Source organism: Dysgonomonas sp. Shenzhen-Wh21, assembly GCF_043392705.1.
Classification (GTDB): Bacteria; Bacteroidota; Bacteroidia; order Bacteroidales; family Dysgonomonadaceae; genus Dysgonomonas.
Map to the genome: position 1 here is coordinate 1 of NZ_JAIXHZ010000143.1, position 17,052 is coordinate 17,052.

The window sequence follows — 17,052 nt, forward strand, 5'->3', positions numbered from 1 at the left end:
GGTAAATCCCCCTGAGGAATCTTCCAAATAATAGACTATGATTTTTCCCGTGTTTAATTTTGTTTAACTGTGAACTACAAATTGTTAATGAATTTGTTAAAGAATCTTGTGTATTATAAAGAAACGAAAAACGGCACAATATTGTGCCGTTTTTCACATATCTAAATATACTATAGAAGCTTATTTATTAACGATCTCCATTGTATCGGAGGCGATCATATATTCTTCATCAGTAGGAACAACCATAACGGTCACTTTAGAGTCGGGAGCACTAACAACAGCCTCTTCTCCTTGTATCTTGGCATTCTTCTCTACGTCAAGTTTTATTCCCATATATTCCATATCCTTACATACTTGCTCACGAACAGCAATAGCATTCTCGCCTATACCGCCCGTAAACATAAGAATATCTACACCTCCCAGAACGGCTGCATAAGCACCCACATATTTCTTTATACGGTGTACAAACATATCGAAAGCCAATATAGCTCTTTCGTTACCCTCATCCATTGCGGCACGCAACTCACGCATATCAGACGATACACCCGATACACCTAACAGCCCACTGTGCTTATTTACGAGAGTAGAAATAGCTTGTGTACCGATGTTCTCTTTCTCCATAATGAAAGATATAATACCGGCATCTACATCGCCCGAACGAGTACCCATCAACAGACCTTCAACAGGAGTCATACCCATTGATGTATCTACCGACTTGCCGCCATAGATAGCAGCCAAAGAGCCGCCATTACCTATATGAGCTGTGATAATACGTTGTTTTTCGTAGGGAACACCGAGCAAATCACATCCTTTGCGTGAAACATATCTGTGACTTGTTCCGTGAAAGCCATAACGTCTGATTCCGTATTTTTCATACAATGAATATGGCAACCCATACATATATGATTTTGCCGGCATTGTCTGATGGTAAGCAGTATCGAAAACTCCCACCTGCGGGATATTTCCCATCAATTCTTTCACGGCATAAATACCTGCAAGATTAGGTGGATTGTGCAATGGAGCAAGCTCTATGCATTCTTCCATTTTCTTTATCACCTCATCGGTAATAAATACACTACTATTAAACTCTTCACCACCGTGAACCACACGATGACCAACAGCGTCTATCTCGTCCAAAGAGCCTAACACGCCATACTTAGAACTTGTCAAAACACCCAATATATATTCTATCCCGGCCTGATGCTCTAGGATTTCACCTTCAAGAACGACCTTATCACCATTAGGTAGCGGAAACTTAAGGAAAGAACCTTTCAAACCGATTTTTTCGACTCCTCCCTGTGCAATCACAGCCTTGCTTTCCATATCGAAAAGCTTATATTTTATAGAAGAACTTCCACAGTTCAATACTAATATCTTCATGTCTTTAAATTAAATCGTTTGGTCCTATTATTTTCCCTGCATCGTCGTAAATATAAAAACCGCGTTTGGTAGATACGCCAAGTTGTTTTGATCTGAACAACTTCCATAATACCGGGCTAGCCTTATACTTTTTATCGCCATACTCGTCAAACATATCTTCCATAAGCATTACCAGCTTTTCGATACCTAGGATGTCTGCCAATTGGAAAATACCAAACCGTTGTCCGAATATGATTGTAAACTCTTTATCTATATCTTCTATAGAAGCTACATTCTCCATCCATATCTGACATGCTTCATTCAGCATTGTTATCATCATACGAAAACTTACAAGCCCGCTACTTTCGTGCACTTGTATAGCCGTATGCTTGATCATGTGAGCAAAATGATACACCTTGTGTACTGCTTCTTCGGACGTAAATGTTCCTCTTACGATCTCTAACAAACGAGCATCTGTATGTGAGACAGGAAAATGCAGACTGATACAACGTGCTTTGTATTTCAGATCAGCAGCTAGTTCACTGATGATAACTGTAGTTGCATTTGTAGCGATAATAGCATCCGGCGACAAGACTTGTTCCAAATTGCGGAAAACTTCTTTCCTCAGATCAGTACTACGTCCGCCATCCACATCGTAACGGATACATTCGATCACAAAATCGCAATCTTGAAGATCCTGATAATCAAGGGTTCCTTTGATACGTCCCATGGTAGAACGCTTTTCGCCCTGAGTCAACCCCCAGTTTTCTATCTTTGTATCCAATCCATGCTCTATATCTTTCAAGGCTAGTTGTATCCTGTCTTCCGACACTTCAACAAAAGTAACCTCGATACCCGATAGCGCTGTAAGGCTTACAATATGTCGTCCATCACGACCGCAGCCTACAACCCCGATCTTAGAGAAAAGAGACCTCTTCTTATTTTTTGAGCTTAACCCATACTCCTCAATAGGTTCTATGATTTCTGCCATAAATATTTTAATTATAAATTTAGAGTTATAAACTATGAGTAGGTCGGAAAAGCGAATCGAATGATTGTTCGTACCAACCGTCTATTTCTCAAAGCTATTTATAACTATTTTACTTTTTCTTTGCGGCAATAGCCTGATTAGCGGCAATAGCCACCATATTATATATGTCACTTACCGAGCAACCTCGCGACAAGTCATTTACCGGTGCAGCCATTCCTTGCAGGATAGGACCTACAGCCTCGGCATTACCCAAACGTTGCACAAGTTTGTAAGCTATATTTCCTACCTCTAACGAAGGGAACACCAGTACATTTGCATGTCCGGCAACAGCACTCTCGGGAGCTTTTTGCTTACCTACTGCAGGCACAAGAGCCGCATCGGCTTGTAATTCGCCATCGATCTTCATTGTAGGATCAATCTTCTGTGCCAACTGTGTAGCTTCAATCACCTTATCTACTAACGGACTTTTAGCACTTCCTTTTGTCGAAAAACTTAGAATTGCCACCTGAGGTTCTTCACCAACCAAAGCACGTGCAGTTTGACCTGTAGCAACAGCTATTTCGGCCAACTGAGACGCTGTAGGATCGGGAGTAACGGCGCAATCTGCAAAAAGCAACAGCCCGTCTTTACCATATTGTTTCTGAGTAGTAAACATTAAAAAAGCACCTGATACCACACTGATTCCGGGTGCTGTTTTTATAATTTGCAATGCAGGGCGAAGCACGTCTCCTGTTGTATTCTCGGCTCCGGCAATTTCGCCGTCGGCATCTCCGTTTTTGATCATAAGGCAACCAATATATAGCGGATTTTCAGCAAGTTTTGCTGCCTGTTCGATAGTCAAGCCTTTCGATTTTCTCAACTCAAAAAGAAGATTCGTATAAACCTCTTTCTTCTCATAATCCTTCGGATCAAGAATGGTTGCTTTATCTATATTTTTCAGATTAAGACCGGCTGCCAATTCTTTTACTTCTTTCACATTTCCTATAAGAATAATGTCGGCAACACCATCACCAAGCAACTGATCTGCTGCTTTTATAGTCCTTTCTTCTGTTCCTTCCGGCAATACGATACGCTGTTTGTTCGCTTTTGCTCTTTCTACTATCTCTTTAATTAAATCCATAATATATAATGATTGTTTTTATCCAATACGAAGTCAGGACGAACCCTTTTTATAAAATCGAGCAAATATAATAAAATTTGCAATCTCTACTTTACATTTAAGGCAAGAAACATCTCGTCTAATGTGAAATAAGCTAAAAAATATTTACTTCCATTCCCACTCCAATTCGGCTATAAGTGGAATACCTTTAGTATTCCTATATCCTTCGAAAACTTCTGCCAGTTGTTCCTTGTTAACAATCTGATCTTTGGGAATAATGATATAAACATATTGATTCATCATCAGAAAAAAATATCGCTCTATTTCAATGATGGATTTTATATCATGCACATTAAAAAAATTATGACCTCGCTTACTGTCGACTTCTATAACATCATTCCCCAGTAAAAGTTTTATTTCGTAAAGAGATTCTCCTTTCATACTCTCTATTACCTTTCGCTTACTCATACGCTTATACATCCACGCCGACCAGCGTTGATAAAACATAAAAAACAAAAGTGATGATGCGATAAAGACATAAGCCAGAATATCGTTCATCCCGTCAAACAACAGGATCGCACCAAACAAAAGAGATAACCCCGGCAACCGATAACAATCCCATTTCCGCTGCTTTTTATAACCGTTGTTGTGAGACAAATTATAAAGTTGCAACTCTAAATAGTCATTTGTAGACAATGTATAACTAAGCTCCATATTCGAGAGACAAAGTTAGTTAAAAACAAAGGCTCTCATAGCGTTAACCATGAGAGCTTTTATTTTATTTATCTTTTTTTTCTTTTTCTTCAGCTCTTTCTATAAAGTCTTTTAGTTTTTTCACCATATTCAAGCTACCACAATAAAACGGAACTCGCTGGTGTAACTCCTGCGGCTGAATCTCCAATATCCGATTATGCCCGTCTATAGCAGCTCCTCCGGCTTGCTCTGTAATAAATGCCATCGGATTACACTCGTACAACAACCGCAGTTTGCCCTTAGGCGCTTTGTGTGTAGACGGATAGAAATAGATACCGCCTGTAATAAGGTTGCGATGGCAATCCGAGACCAAGCTCCCTATATATCGGGCAGTATAAGGACGGTCTTCTTTTTCTTCCTGACAGTATTTTATATAATCTTTCACGCCTTGCGGAAAATGGACGTAGTTACCTTCGTTTACAGAATATATATTCGCATTTTTAGGACATCTCATATTTGGGTGTGACAGATAAAAGCTTCCAATCGCAGGATTCAGCGTAAAACCATTCACCCCTCTACCTGTCGTATAAACGATCATAGTCGATGTACCATATAGGATATACCCTGCTGCCACCTGATTAACTCCGGGCTGCAAAAAGTCTTCCATCGTAACGGGTGAGCCTATCGGAGAAATGCGACGGTATATAGAGAAGATAGTTCCTACCGATACATTTACTTCAATATTGGACGATCCGTCAAGCGGGTCCATCAACACTACATATTTATTGTTATGCCCCTCGTCAAGCCCTTCAATTGTAATAAAGTTATCATTTTCTTCCGAAGCAATACCACATACAATTTCCCTGTTGATAAGTGTTTGTATAAAGACATCATTGGCATACACATCCAGTTTCTTCTGATCCTCACCTTGTACATTCGTAGTGCCTACTGCTCCCAAGATATCTACCAGACCGGCTTTGTTTACTTTGTAACTAACGACCCTGGCGGCGAGAAGGATTGAGTTTAAGAGGCGAGAAAGCTCTCCTCTCGAATATTTGAAATCTTCCTGTCTCTCGATGATAAATTCATCAAGTGTTTTTCTTGCAATATTTTTCATAGTGCTAATTATTATTGTGTTGTTTTTTATGGATATTTCAAAGGTAAGAATTAAATCAAAACAAAAGTTCCAAAAAATAATTACTTTTGCTGCGAAATTTTTAATCTACAGAGAATGAACTTATCCGGTGTATATACAATAATATTATTGGTCTTTTCTAATATATTCATGACTTTTGCTTGGTATGGGCATCTAAAAATGAAAGAATATTCGTGGTTCGAATCACTTCCATTATTTGGTGTTATCCTTTTCAGCTGGGGTATTGCCTTTTTTGAATATTGCTTTCAAGTACCTGCAAACAGAATCGGATTTCAGGGCAATGGAGGACCTTTTACTCTGATGCAGCTAAAAATCATCCAAGAGGTTATCACCCTCACTGTCTTTGTATTGTTCAGCACACTGGCATTCAAGACCGAAACTTTCAAATGGAACCATTTATTGGCTTTTGTCTTTCTTATTGCTGCTGTATATCTGATATTTAAGAAATAGAGACAATACACCTCCTTTAAGGAACGGTTTACAAATTAGTTATATTTAGTTAAACGCACTACACCTCTCATAGAGCGTAAGACCTCTTTTCTTTAGAGAGATTCCAAACAAAACATGTTCTTAAACATAGCGTAAATACTGTTAAAATCTACCTTTTCGGAGGTTACGGAGTTGTTACAAATTGAAATATGTTTTATATTTGACCTCTATATCAGATAAATTCTATTTATTTTTAGGTACACACATGGAAAAAACCCTCGTTATTCTTAAGCCTTCTTGTGTTCAAAGAGCACTGATAGGAGAGGTTATCTCTCGGTTCGAAAAGAAGGGTTTACGTCTAGCAGGAATGAAAATGGTACAGTTGACTGATGCTATCCTCAGTGAGCATTATTCACACTTGAAAGACAGACCATTTTTCCAACGTGTAAAAGACTCCATGCAGGTATGTCCGGTTATACTTCAATGTTGGGAAGGGAAGAATGCAACTAAAGTTGTACGCTCCCTGATTGGTGTAACCAATGGCAGGGAAGCTGCTCCGGGAACTATTAGAGGAGATTTTTCGGTTAGTTCTCAGGAGAATATTGTGCATGCATCAGATTCGTCCGAATCTGCAAAGATTGAACTAAAACGCTTTTTTAACGACAACGAGATTTTTGATTATAAACAATCCACGTTAGCTAATTTATATGCGGGTGACGAGATTTAATTTATATTTATGACAGGAATAAGCAGTAACATTTTAACAAAAGGCTTCAAGCGAATCAGATTATTGCCTCTAGTGGCAGTATTTTTCATCCCAATGACCGGTTTCGCCCAGAAGAAAATAACAGAAGAAGCATCACCCGACAGAGTAGAGCTAAAGTACAAGCAACGACACAGCAGACAGACCCCAAATTCCAATCTATATGCAGATGGAATTAAAATAAAAAGAGACCTTTCTATACTTAAAGAAATTCAAGAAGAGCGCATCCTTGGAGAGAATGAAATCCCAGCAGAAGATCTTTACGGAGGTATATGGAATAATCGTTATGTGAACGCATACCGTTCTATAGAGAATATTCCAGATACATTCAAAGTGAGCCTGGCCAATTTCACAATGCCGACAATGGGATATGTTACCTCTAATTTCGGACCTCGCCGCCGCCGTATGCATTACGGAATAGACCTTAAAGTACAGGTAGGTGATACGATTTACGCAGCTTTCGACGGAAAAGTACGTGTAAAACAATACGAAAGACGTGGATATGGTTACTACTTAGCCTTGCGCCATCCAAATGGATTGGAAACTGTTTACGGACACTTGTCCAGATTCTTAGTAGAAGAAGACCAAGTTGTAAAATCGGGAGACCCGATCGCTTTAGGAGGAAACACAGGACGTTCGACAGGTTCTCACTTACATTTCGAAATCCGCTTTTTAGGCAATCCGATAAATCCTATATACATTGTTGATTTTGATAACAAGGTTTGCCACAAAGACACCTATACAGTAACACCAAACAGCTACAGAAAAAGCAGCAAAGGTGTAGACGTTAGAAATCTTGCTTCATCCTCTACTACAAGATCAAGCAACGATGTGAAAAATAAATACGCAACGGGTTCTGTGAAGTACCACCGAATAGCAAAAGGTGACACACTGGGTAAAATTGCAAGGATGCATGGTACAACAATCAGCAAACTTTGCAAGTTGAACAATATCACATCAAGGGCTACGCTTAGAGCCGGAAAATCATTAAGAGTTTCATAAGCAAATAAATCAAGCATATATAAAAAATGGCGGCAATGTAATTATTGCCGCCATTTTTATTTGATCTTTTTATATCAATATCTGTTATACTCTACCATTCGATTGGCGCGATACCTTTCGACTGCAAATACTTATTCGCCGTACTGAAATGACTATTGCCAAAAAATCCATTATAAGCCGAAAGGGGAGAAGGATGTACAGACCTTAACACCAAGTGCTTATTAGGGTCTATAAATGAGGCCTTCTTCTGAGCGTATGCCCCCCACAGTATAAACACCAAATTCTCTCTTTTTTCGGCTAACTGATGTATTGCCGCATCGGTAAATGCTTCCCATCCTTTTTTCTGATGCGAGCCTGCCATATGCGCCTGAACAGTTAGTGTAGCGTTGAGCAGTAATACACCCTGATTTGCCCAACGGGTGAGATTTCCCGATCGAGGTACGGGAATACCCAAGTCTCGGTTTATCTCCTTAAATATATTCACAAGCGAAGGAGGAGCCGGTACTCCATCGGGCACGGAAAAAGACAGCCCATGAGCCTGACCATCGTTATGATATGGATCTTGACCCAAAATAACAACTTTTACTTTATCAAACGGAGTATGCTCAAAAGCATTAAAGATAAGCCTCGCCGGAGGAAAGATTTGTTTGGTTTTATATTCTACTCTTACAAAGTCGGTAAGCTTTTCGAAATAATCTTTTTCAAACTCATCTTTCAACTGGTCTTTCCAACTTTGTTCTATTTTTACATCCATAGGTACTTAAAACGGTATTTATAATTATAAATATTCAAGATTGGAGATGCATAAAGATACAACATTTTGAAGATACGAGATGTATTTATTTAACATTTGTACGTTCTTTATAAGAGCACTACCTTTGTACACCTTTAAAGTTCAATATGTTTTGCTCAAAGATTTATCTTATTATAGATGGTTTTGCCGGATTACCTGAAGACCATTGAATGCTGAAAAGCTAGAAAAAGTGACATGATAAAAACACATAAAAAAGTGTCACTTTTGTCACCTTTTGCATTTCCAAAAAGAGCATAAAATACTATAAAGTAGGTAAATACAGAGCAAAATAAGCGAATAAAAAAAGTGACAAATATATCAGAAAAGTGACAATGAATAGAAGCATATTACAATTAGCGATACCCAACATTATTTCCAATATCACTGTTCCCTTACTCGGATTGGTAGATATGTATATTGTGGGACATCTCGACTCGGAAGATTATATCGGAGCCATTGCTTTGGGCACAATGCTATTCAATTTTATTTATTGGAGCTTTTCATTTCTTCGCATGGGGACAAGCGGCTTCACAGCACAAGCCTATGGCGCAAAAGACTATAGGGAACAAGCCAATACTCTGTTGAGGTCTCTCTCGGTTGCGATGAGTGCTGGCATTGTAATCGTTCTGCTACAATACTTTATTGCTCTTGCCGGATTTTTTCTACTCAATGCCGACCCTACCGTTAAGGTTTTTGCTCATCAGTATTTCTATATATACATCTGGGCTGCACCTGCCGTGTTGGGCATGTACACATTCAACGGTTGGTTTATAGGCATGCAAGATGCCAAAACACCAATGTTTATAGCCATCACGGTAAACATTGTAAACATAGCTTTAAGCTTTGTCTTTGTATACGGATTGGGAATGAAGATAGAAGGCGTAGCCCTAGCCTCCGCATGTGCACAGTATACAGGATTCTTATCATTTATACTTGTCTGGAATATGAAATACGGTTGGCTGAAAAAACACATCGACTTCTCTGTTCTCAAAAACTTACACGCATACGTTCCCTTCTTTAAAGTGAATAGCGACATCTTCATTCGCACAATGGCACTGATTGCAGTAACAACATTCTTTATGTCTGCATCGTCCAAATCGGGAAAAGATATCCTTGCTGTTAATGCCTTGTTGATGCAAATGTTTATCCTCTTTTCGTATATGATGGATGGTTTTGCCTATGCAGCCGAGGCCTTGACGGGAAAGTATATCGGAGAAAACAATCGGTTTTTACTAAAACGGCTGGTGAAGCGTCTCTTCGTATGGGGTACTATTATAGCTATCCTGTTTACGCTCATTTATGCCACCGGCATGGATTATATACTGGCATTGATCACTGATAAAAAAAATATATTAGAGTTAAGCAAAAGCTATCAGTTTTGGGTTTTGCTGATCCCTATTGCAGGATTCTCTGCTTTTCTTTGGGATGGGGTCTTTGTTGGAGCTACAGCATCGCACCAAATGAGGAATTCTATGCTGATAGCGGTAAGTGCTTTTTTCCTTATATATTTTATGTTTTCCGACGCTTCTGCGAACAATATCCTATGGTTGGCGTTTATAGTGTATCTGGGACTTAGGGGTATCATCCAAAGCTTTATGGCACCCTCTATTTTGAATGATTCCAGATAATTGATAATCAATTAATAAACATCTTAACTAGTTATGAGTAAAATTGCAATAGTTTATGGCTCGTCTACCGGAGCCACAGAAGCGGTAGCGGAAAAAATACAGGCAGCACTCGGCGATGCTAAACTTTTTAATGCCGATGGTGTTAGTGTCGACGACTTGCAATCATATGATTTTTTTATTTTAGGTGCATCTACAACAGGTATTGGTGACTTACAGGATGACTGGGAAGCTTTCTTGCCGAAATTTGAGAAAATGGACTTTACAAATAAGAAAGTAGCCATCTTTGGATTAGGCGACAGCGCATCTTTCTCTACCAGCTTTGCCGGAGGTATGTATACGATGTACAAGGCTCTGAAAGGAAAAGTAGAAATCGTAGGCTTCGTTCCAACAGACGGATATACATTCGACGAATCTGATGCTGTTGTAAACGGGCAATTCGTTGGTCTGGCTTTGGATGAAGATAATGAATACAATGAGACAGAGAAGCGTGTAGCAGACTGGCTTGAAGATTTAAAAAAGTATTTTTAATAAATATATCTTTATTTAGTGATGTATATAAAGAGTCGGTTAGTATCCCCAACCGACTCTTTACTTTTCCTAAAGGATATTCTTTATTGCTGACAACTTATCGACAATATAAGTGGGCTGAAAATCTCCGACAGGCTTACCTCCGGGGTTATACCAAATCTGATCGATACCACTATTGTATGCACCGCCGATATCTGTGAATAGATTATCCCCTATCATGATTGTAGAGTCTCTCTCCGCCCCTGCTTCTTTCAGAGCATAATCGAACAAATGCGGATGAGGCTTATTCACCCCTACAGCATCGGAAAGTATTACCTTGTCGAAATAGCCTGTTAGTCCGGCATTATCCATTTTGATATATTGCATCTCGGTAAAGCCATTGGATAGGATATGTATCTTGTATTTCGATTTCAGATAGTCGAGTAAATCGACAGCACCATCGATAAGGATCTTTTTTTGCATGATCCGCTCTATATAATCATCATTAATAGCAAGAGCCTTTTCTTCCGAGATATCCTCTACCAAAGAAAGAGGGGCAATAAAACGTTCTCTTTGCAAAGTGGCTTTCGATATTTTACCTTGCCCATACATCTCCCAGAGCTGGCTGACATTGGCATAATATATTGTATAAAAATCATCAAAAGACGGAAAGTAGTTTCCAAAGTTATAATCATCATATAGCTCTACTAAAGTCTGCCGGGTATTCTCTATAGTATCTATAAGCGTATCATCCAAGTCGAGAAGAATATCTGTATATTTTGATTTCATAATTATCTTATATTAGTAGATAGCAAAGATACAAAATATAGATAAGGACAAACTCTGTCTTTTTTATATTACTTTAGAGTCTTTATTAAATAACAAGCGATGTATAGTAAACTAATCAGCCATATCCGCAATTATATTCATTTCTACGACTCCGATATTGAAATATTATCTCAATATATAACCCTCCTTGATCTAAAGAGCAAACAATTTGTATTGGAAGAAGGACAAGTCTGCAAAGCTTACTACTTTGTTGAGACAGGCTGCATGCGCATGTTCTTCCACAACGACAAAGGAACGGAGCAAACGATTCAATTTGCGTTGGAGGGTTGGTGGATGACGGATTATATGAGCCTTTCTAACCAAAAACCGTCCGACTATTATATACAAGCGATAGAAAATTCGAGTGTGCTGGCTATTGGTTTTCACGATTTTCAAAAAATGATTTTAGAGTTGCCCTCTTTAGAACGATATTTCAGGTTAGTCACCGAAAGAGCACTTGCTGCATCACAGTTTAGAATGAAGCTGCTCTATGAACTTTCGAAAGAAGAGATATATAAACACTTTAAGACATCTTTCCCCGAGTTTGTTCAACGTGTTCCTCAATATATGCTGGCCTCGTTCCTAGGACTTACCCCGGAATACCTGAGTGAGATTAGGAAAAAGAACCCTTAAGTTATTTCTTAAACCAGCTTAAGATTTACCCATCCGATGAATTGTAATTTTATGCCTGAATAAAAAACAGAAAACAATGAATGAATCAAAGAAACTTACAGAGAAATTTCATAAAGTAATCGAAAATGAAGGCGTAGTATCAATCGTATCATGGGGAAAAGAAGAACCACATATAGCTAACACATGGAACTCATATCTGGAAGTAACAGAAGACGAACGCATTCTCATCCCAGCCTATGGCTTGCGTAAAACACAAAAAAATGTAGAAGCAAACCACAAAGTAAAACTTACATTGGGCAGTAGAAATGTTTTAGGTTATAAAGACTATCAGGGAACAGGTTTTTATATAGAAGGAACGGCGAGATATATTACTTCGGGAGAGGAATATGACTATATGAAAGGAAAATACTCATTTCTGAGCAGGGTATTGGAAGTTACGGTGACTTCTATAAAACAAACCCTGTAAGAAATACAAATCAAATATCATTTAATTAAGGGCTTTTACTAACTTTGTAGCAATTTTGGAAAAACAGAATTCAATAATATGGCAAAAGAACTTAAAGAACTGACACCTCGAAGTCAAGATTACAGTCAGTGGTATCTCGATTTGGTATTAAAAGCAGATTTAGCAGAAAATTCTGCTGTACGCGGATGTATGGTGATAAAGCCATACGGCTATGCGATTTGGGAAAAAATGCAACGTCAATTAGACGATATGTTCAAAGAAACAGGACACATGAATGCTTACTTCCCGCTTTTCATCCCCAAATCATTTTTGAGTAAAGAGGCTGACCATGTTGAAGGTTTTGCCAAAGAATGTGCTGTTGTAACTCACTACCGTCTAAAAAATGATCCTGACGGAAAAGGAGTAATAGTTGACCCTGATGCAAAATTGGAAGAAGAACTTATTGTTCGTCCAACTTCCGAAACGATTATCTGGAATACGTACCGTAATTGGATACAATCATATAGAGATCTACCTATTTTGGTAAATCAATGGGCAAATGTTGTACGTTGGGAGATGCGTACCCGTTTATTCCTGCGTACCGCAGAATTCTTGTGGCAAGAAGGGCATACTGCTCATGCCACAAAAGAAGAAGCGGTAGAGGAAGCAGAAAAAATGTTGAACGTGTATGCTCAGTTTGCTGAAGAGTATATGGCTGTGCCTGTAATTAAAGGTGTGAAATCAGCATCTGAACGATTTGCCGGTGCTGTAGATACATATACAATCGAAGCCATGATGCAGGATGGAAAAGCCCTTCAATCGGGAACATCTCACTTCCTTGGACAGAATTTCGCAAAAGCATTTGATGTAAAATTTGCGGATAAAGAGGGTAAGATGGATTACGTATGGGCTACTTCATGGGGAGTATCTACCCGCCTTATCGGAGCTCTGATAATGGCACACTCGGATGATAATGGGCTTGTACTTCCTCCAAAATTAGCTCCTTTCCAAGTTGTTATTGTTCCTATATATAAAGGTGAAGAACAACTAGCCTTGATCAACCAAAAGGTAGATGGCATTGTAAAATCATTGAAAGCTCTTGGCATCAGTGTTAAATATGACAATGCAGACAACAAAAAACCGGGATGGAAATTCTCTGAATATGAATTGAAAGGAGTTCCTGTACGTTTGGCTATGGGCGCGCGCGATATGGAAAATAACACAGTAGAAGTTGCTCGCCGCGACACGCTGACTAAAGAGACTGTATCATGCGATGGGCTGGATATGTATATCAAGAATCTATTGGATGATATTCAAGCTAACATCTACAAAAAAGCGTTCGATTTCAGAGCTAAGCAGACGATCACTGTAGAGACATACGAAGAGTTTAAAGAGAAGATAGAGGAAGGTGTATTTATTCTTGCTCACTGGGATGGCACCACCGAAACTGAAGAAAAAGTGAAAGCTGAAACCAAAGCAACAATACGCTGCATCCCTCTCGAAGGAGATAAAACTCCCGGCAAATGTATGGTTACAGGAAAACCATCTACTCAACGAGTGGTATTCGCCAGAGCATATTAATTGAGGGAAATAATAACTTATAATAGAAGAGGATTTGGGGTTTCCAAATCCTCTCTTTATTTTGAGGAGTATGCCTTAAGCATTACTGGCATGCAGCTCATGAATCTCATTTATATGCAAGTGCAAATGAGGGAGGTAATTTGTAATCATCTCTTTTAGAGAGACTTTATCCCCAAGGGCTGTAATCCATTCATTACCGAGCTTATCAGTGTCTACATGTTTGATAACATGCATTATGTGGAGGTTGGAATATTTCCATAATTGAACCAGGTCCTCCCAATTCTCTGTCTGATAATCCTGAATAGCGATCCATCTGTCATTATTTCCCAAGTTAGCATAATCGGGGAAAATCAATGGACTAGGCTGGTTTTGCAAATGGATAATACGATGTATATTATTAGACGCTGAATCTACTAAATGTCCAAGTATCTGTTTTATATTTCTGTTCTGCTTATTTACTTTCGTGCTTATCAGTTCTTCTGACAATGATAGCAGGAATTGCTCTTCGGCATTAATGACTTGCTTAATACCATCTATAACCTGATAAAAATCAATCTTTTCCATTTCTTTAATTCATTAAGGACAATAAATAATATTCTATATTATCTGTAAGCAGAAAACGATGTAAAGATAAGTTGTTTCACCTTACTGAAAAGTATTTTATTAATTATATCATAAAAAATATGGCTATAAAAGAACAAACAGCCAACCATTAACCTTAATTAACACCAACAATAAACGACTAATTTACAAACATATATACACAAAACACACTTCTATGCATAACATAGTACTAAAAACAATCCAATATTTTTGTAACTATTCGATAGTTGACAACGTCATATATATAGAAAGCGCTTAAAAAAACAAAATTTCGATCTATTAACAAGGTAACAATTTAAAAGATACCGACATGAAAGCAATATTTTTAACAACAGTTTTGGCAACGCTATTTTCATTCTCTAATATATATGCAGGAAATTCAAAAGACAAAGTATATAGTAATATTGAAACCACTAAATACGGTTGCACAAAAGAATATACAACAGTAGACGGCACTTCATTAGAAGCTTTGAAAAAAGCTGTGTTTGTCTACGATACAAAAAACAATCTGAAGGAAAAAACATATTACAAATGGAGTTCACAAGGATGGGTTGGAACTTATAAATATGTATATGAATATAATTCGGATGGAAGCAAAGTGGCCAATCTTATCTTCACCAAATGGGATAAAAATATGGCAACATGGTCTACCAAATCGCAGCATTTAATACACGTATATGATGATGCGAGCGGAAAACTATTAACAGTTAAGCAAGTTCAAGTAAACAATAATTCCAGTGGTCTTATTGCTAATAAATAAGCCACATACTTAGAATTACTACTTTTCGAGTTCTGTTCTTTGTGATAAAGAGCAGAACTTTTTTTATTGCAAAAATTGCTACCTTTAACCCCCAATAAGTATAAAAACGAAGATGATTAATACATCAGAGATAGGATTAGTACTTGAAGGAGGAGGTATGCGTGGAGTTTTCACCTGTGGAGTTCTGGATTATTTTATGAGTCGAAATATAGAATTCCCTTATGCAATTGGTGTATCTGCGGGGGCATGTAATGGGCTCTCTTTTATATCCAAACAACAAGGGAGAGCTAAGTATAGCAACATAGACCTTCTAGCTAAGTATAAATATATAGGGCTTAAACATTATATAAAGAAACGAAATATCATGGACTTCGATTTACTGTTCCATGAGTTTCCTGAAAATATCATACCCTACGATTATCAGACTTATTTTTCCTCTCCATCACGGTTCGAGATGGTAACGTCTAATTGCCTGACAGGAAAAGCAGAATATTTGGAAGAAAAATCGAATAAAGAAAGGGTTATAGATATTGTGAAAGCATCCAGCAGCTTACCTATTATGTGCCCTATAGCGTATGTAGACGACACTCCTATGCTTGATGGAGGCATCTGCGACTCAATACCTGTAAACAGGGCAATAGATCAGGGTTATAAAAAAAACATAGTAATTCTTACACGCAACAAGGGATACAGAAAAGAAAGCAAAGACATAAAAATACCATCTTTCATTTACCGGAAATATCCGGCTATGCGTGAGGCTTTAAGTAACAGAAATAGTCTTTATAATTCTCAATTGGATTTGATAGAAAAGCTTGAGGAGGAAGGATCAGTATTTGTTATCAGACCTCAAAAACCGATCATTGTAGACCGTATAGAAAAAGATATAAACAAACTCACAGCACTCTACGAAGAGGGCTATGAGTGTGGTATGTCTATTGATAAGATGAGTCTTTAATCACTTCTTCAGTAGAAAACTGAAATCATCATCTGTTTTCAGTTCTCTTGGCTCTTCGCCATATTTGAATATACGTGCAGTCTTTTTACCGATAAGCCTCAAGTCATCGCCTTCGAGATTCAGCATAGAGCCTTCTCGCAGCCCTACAACATATATATCCTGATTTTCTGTTATAAATTCTCTGATACGATCTTCACGTGTTTCGCCTCCATGATTCTCGGGATGTGTATCCAGATAATGCGGGTTTATTTGAAAAGGAACCAGATTTGCCACATCAAATCCTTTTGGGTCGATGATCGGCATATCGTTTGTTGTTCGCAATGTAGGACAAGCCACATTTGAACCGGCACTCCATCCTATATATGGAACTCCTTGTTTTACTCTTTTACTAATAAGCTCTATAATCTTATTATCACGCATCATGCGAACAAGCTTCCATGTATTACCGCCTCCTACTACAATAGCCTCTGCTTCTTCAACTGCTTTTACAGGATCGTCGTAGTGATGAATACTAACAACACTATGTCCTATTTCTTTGAAACGATCATTGACTTTCTTCTCATACTCATCGTAAGAAAAAGTAACCGCAGCATAAGGAATAAATAGTGCTTCTATAGGTTTTTCTCCTAAAAACTCTTTAATGTTATACTTCGGATAGTCTAAATACGCCTCTCCCGGATTCGTTGAATTGCTGATAAGTAATAATCTCATAATGGACTTTTTTGTATTTATACAAATATATTAGTTTTTATGATAACTGACAATGGCGGCTTTCTTCATCTGTTGTATTGTTGTGTTATCAATATTCAAAAGGATAAGGGCTAAAT

19 protein-coding genes are annotated in these 17,052 nt (G+C 38.1%); 10 read left to right on the forward strand and 9 right to left on the reverse strand.

Features of this window, described 5'->3' with window-relative positions; all coding sequences use genetic code 11:
* Nucleotides 1-180: 180 nt before the first annotated feature.
* From LDB17_RS09665 to fbp, 5 genes are all read right to left on the reverse strand, one after another.
* Nucleotides 181-1,380: an acetate kinase gene (locus tag LDB17_RS09665; protein ID WP_252638525.1), complete on the reverse strand. Its 1,200-nt coding sequence runs from the start codon at nt 1,378-1,380 to the stop codon at nt 181-183.
* A 4-nt stretch (nt 1,381-1,384) separates the two neighbouring features.
* Nucleotides 1,385-2,350: a 3-hydroxyacyl-CoA dehydrogenase family protein gene (locus LDB17_RS09670; RefSeq protein WP_135106931.1), complete on the reverse strand. Its 966-nt coding sequence runs from the start codon at nt 2,348-2,350 to the stop codon at nt 1,385-1,387.
* 109 nt (nt 2,351-2,459) lie between these two features.
* Nucleotides 2,460-3,470 carry a phosphate acetyltransferase gene (gene pta / locus LDB17_RS09675; protein WP_006842077.1) on the reverse strand — a complete coding sequence of 337 codons (1,011 nt, stop codon included), beginning with the start codon at nt 3,468-3,470 and terminating at the stop codon, nt 2,460-2,462.
* 144 nt (nt 3,471-3,614) lie between these two features.
* Nucleotides 3,615-4,163 (reverse strand): YcxB family protein, encoded by a 549-nt coding sequence (locus LDB17_RS09680; RefSeq protein ID WP_252638524.1) that lies wholly within the window; start codon nt 4,161-4,163, stop codon nt 3,615-3,617.
* Between the two features lie 64 nt (nt 4,164-4,227).
* Complete coding sequence (gene fbp, locus LDB17_RS09685; protein WP_252638523.1) at nt 4,228-5,259, reverse strand: class 1 fructose-bisphosphatase; 1,032 nt, start codon at nt 5,257-5,259, stop codon at nt 4,228-4,230.
* A gap of 114 nt (nt 5,260-5,373) precedes the next feature.
* On the opposite strand from fbp, the gene LDB17_RS09690 reads away from it, so the two are divergent.
* The 3 genes from LDB17_RS09690 to LDB17_RS09700 all read left to right on the forward strand — a co-directional run bounded on the left by LDB17_RS09690 (nt 5,374) and on the right by LDB17_RS09700 (nt 7,492).
* Nucleotides 5,374-5,748, forward strand: a complete 375-nt coding sequence (locus LDB17_RS09690) for a DMT family protein (protein ID WP_135106938.1) — start codon at nt 5,374-5,376, stop codon at nt 5,746-5,748.
* A gap of 244 nt (nt 5,749-5,992) precedes the next feature.
* Complete coding sequence (gene ndk / locus LDB17_RS09695; protein WP_252638522.1) at nt 5,993-6,454, forward strand: nucleoside-diphosphate kinase; 462 nt, start codon at nt 5,993-5,995, stop codon at nt 6,452-6,454.
* A 9-nt stretch (nt 6,455-6,463) separates the two neighbouring features.
* Complete coding sequence (locus LDB17_RS09700) at nt 6,464-7,492, forward strand: peptidoglycan DD-metalloendopeptidase family protein (RefSeq protein WP_006842072.1); 1,029 nt, start codon at nt 6,464-6,466, stop codon at nt 7,490-7,492.
* A 91-nt stretch (nt 7,493-7,583) separates the two neighbouring features.
* Here the strand turns inward: LDB17_RS09700 and ung are convergent, their stop codons facing one another.
* On the reverse strand, nt 7,584-8,246 hold the full coding sequence (ung, locus tag LDB17_RS09705) for a uracil-DNA glycosylase (RefSeq protein WP_252638521.1): 663 nt from the start codon (nt 8,244-8,246) through the stop codon (nt 7,584-7,586).
* 371 nt (nt 8,247-8,617) lie between these two features.
* Here ung and LDB17_RS09710 point away from each other — a divergent pair, with 371 nt between their 5' ends.
* Together LDB17_RS09710 and LDB17_RS09715 are read left to right on the forward strand one after the other, a co-directional pair.
* A complete protein-coding gene (locus LDB17_RS09710; protein WP_252638520.1) occupies nt 8,618-9,913 on the forward strand; it encodes an MATE family efflux transporter in 1,296 nt (431 codons plus the stop codon).
* Nucleotides 9,914-9,946: 33 nt separating this feature from the next.
* Nucleotides 9,947-10,441 (forward strand): flavodoxin, encoded by a 495-nt coding sequence (locus LDB17_RS09715; protein WP_252638519.1) that lies wholly within the window; start codon nt 9,947-9,949, stop codon nt 10,439-10,441.
* A 69-nt stretch (nt 10,442-10,510) separates the two neighbouring features.
* Here LDB17_RS09715 and LDB17_RS09720 read toward each other — a convergent pair whose 3' ends face one another.
* Entirely contained in the window at nt 10,511-11,209 is a 699-nt protein-coding gene (locus tag LDB17_RS09720; RefSeq protein ID WP_252638518.1) for a YjjG family noncanonical pyrimidine nucleotidase, read from the reverse strand.
* A gap of 99 nt (nt 11,210-11,308) precedes the next feature.
* Here LDB17_RS09720 and LDB17_RS09725 point away from each other — a divergent pair, with 99 nt between their 5' ends.
* The 3 genes from LDB17_RS09725 (at nt 11,309) to proS (ending at nt 13,907) form a co-directional block, all read left to right on the forward strand.
* On the forward strand, nt 11,309-11,881 hold the full coding sequence (locus LDB17_RS09725; RefSeq protein WP_252638517.1) for a Crp/Fnr family transcriptional regulator: 573 nt from the start codon (nt 11,309-11,311) through the stop codon (nt 11,879-11,881).
* 76 nt (nt 11,882-11,957) lie between these two features.
* Nucleotides 11,958-12,347, forward strand: coding sequence for a pyridoxamine 5'-phosphate oxidase family protein (locus tag LDB17_RS09730; RefSeq protein WP_252638516.1), 390 nt, complete (start codon nt 11,958-11,960; stop codon nt 12,345-12,347).
* Between the two features lie 78 nt (nt 12,348-12,425).
* Entirely contained in the window at nt 12,426-13,907 is a 1,482-nt protein-coding gene (gene proS, locus LDB17_RS09735; RefSeq protein WP_252638515.1) for a proline--tRNA ligase, read from the forward strand.
* Between the two features lie 75 nt (nt 13,908-13,982).
* On the opposite strand, the gene LDB17_RS09740 is transcribed toward proS, so the two are convergent.
* The gene (locus LDB17_RS09740; RefSeq protein ID WP_252638514.1) at nt 13,983-14,471 is read right to left on the reverse strand and encodes a DinB family protein; all 489 of its coding nucleotides are present in this window, start codon (nt 14,469-14,471) and stop codon (nt 13,983-13,985) included.
* A 349-nt stretch (nt 14,472-14,820) separates the two neighbouring features.
* On the opposite strand from LDB17_RS09740, the gene LDB17_RS09745 reads away from it, so the two are divergent.
* Together LDB17_RS09745 and LDB17_RS09750 are read left to right on the forward strand one after the other, a co-directional pair.
* The gene (locus tag LDB17_RS09745; RefSeq protein ID WP_135106958.1) at nt 14,821-15,270 is read left to right on the forward strand and encodes a DUF3836 domain-containing protein; all 450 of its coding nucleotides are present in this window, start codon (nt 14,821-14,823) and stop codon (nt 15,268-15,270) included.
* 112 nt (nt 15,271-15,382) lie between these two features.
* The gene (locus LDB17_RS09750; protein ID WP_252638513.1) at nt 15,383-16,225 is read left to right on the forward strand and encodes a patatin family protein; all 843 of its coding nucleotides are present in this window, start codon (nt 15,383-15,385) and stop codon (nt 16,223-16,225) included.
* Here the strand turns inward: LDB17_RS09750 and pepE are convergent, their stop codons facing one another.
* Nucleotides 16,226-16,936 (reverse strand): dipeptidase PepE, encoded by a 711-nt coding sequence (pepE, locus tag LDB17_RS09755; RefSeq protein WP_252638512.1) that lies wholly within the window; start codon nt 16,934-16,936, stop codon nt 16,226-16,228.
* Between the last annotated feature and the right edge of the window lie 116 nt (nt 16,937-17,052).

Bases quoted from the DNA above. Each gene is read 5' to 3' on its own strand.
- LDB17_RS09665 (WP_252638525.1), bottom strand. From the start codon at position 1,380: ATGAAGATATTAGTATTGAACTGTGGAAGTTCTTCTATAAAATATAAG.
- LDB17_RS09670 (WP_135106931.1), bottom strand. From the start codon at position 2,350: ATGGCAGAAATCATAGAACCTATTGAGGAGTATGGGTTAAGCTCAAAA.
- pta (WP_006842077.1), bottom strand. From the start codon at position 3,470: ATGGATTTAATTAAAGAGATAGTAGAAAGAGCAAAAGCGAACAAACAG.
- LDB17_RS09680 (WP_252638524.1), bottom strand. From the start codon at position 4,163: ATGGAGCTTAGTTATACATTGTCTACAAATGACTATTTAGAGTTGCAA.
- fbp (WP_252638523.1), bottom strand. From the start codon at position 5,259: ATGAAAAATATTGCAAGAAAAACACTTGATGAATTTATCATCGAGAGA.
- LDB17_RS09690 (WP_135106938.1), top strand. From the start codon at position 5,374: ATGAACTTATCCGGTGTATATACAATAATATTATTGGTCTTTTCTAAT.
- ndk (WP_252638522.1), top strand. From the start codon at position 5,993: ATGGAAAAAACCCTCGTTATTCTTAAGCCTTCTTGTGTTCAAAGAGCA.
- LDB17_RS09700 (WP_006842072.1), top strand. From the start codon at position 6,464: ATGACAGGAATAAGCAGTAACATTTTAACAAAAGGCTTCAAGCGAATC.
- ung (WP_252638521.1), bottom strand. From the start codon at position 8,246: ATGGATGTAAAAATAGAACAAAGTTGGAAAGACCAGTTGAAAGATGAG.
- LDB17_RS09710 (WP_252638520.1), top strand. From the start codon at position 8,618: ATGAATAGAAGCATATTACAATTAGCGATACCCAACATTATTTCCAAT.
- LDB17_RS09715 (WP_252638519.1), top strand. From the start codon at position 9,947: ATGAGTAAAATTGCAATAGTTTATGGCTCGTCTACCGGAGCCACAGAA.
- LDB17_RS09720 (WP_252638518.1), bottom strand. From the start codon at position 11,209: ATGAAATCAAAATATACAGATATTCTTCTCGACTTGGATGATACGCTT.
- LDB17_RS09725 (WP_252638517.1), top strand. From the start codon at position 11,309: ATGTATAGTAAACTAATCAGCCATATCCGCAATTATATTCATTTCTAC.
- LDB17_RS09730 (WP_252638516.1), top strand. From the start codon at position 11,958: ATGAATGAATCAAAGAAACTTACAGAGAAATTTCATAAAGTAATCGAA.
- proS (WP_252638515.1), top strand. From the start codon at position 12,426: ATGGCAAAAGAACTTAAAGAACTGACACCTCGAAGTCAAGATTACAGT.
- LDB17_RS09740 (WP_252638514.1), bottom strand. From the start codon at position 14,471: ATGGAAAAGATTGATTTTTATCAGGTTATAGATGGTATTAAGCAAGTC.
- LDB17_RS09745 (WP_135106958.1), top strand. From the start codon at position 14,821: ATGAAAGCAATATTTTTAACAACAGTTTTGGCAACGCTATTTTCATTC.
- LDB17_RS09750 (WP_252638513.1), top strand. From the start codon at position 15,383: ATGATTAATACATCAGAGATAGGATTAGTACTTGAAGGAGGAGGTATG.
- pepE (WP_252638512.1), bottom strand. From the start codon at position 16,936: ATGAGATTATTACTTATCAGCAATTCAACGAATCCGGGAGAGGCGTAT.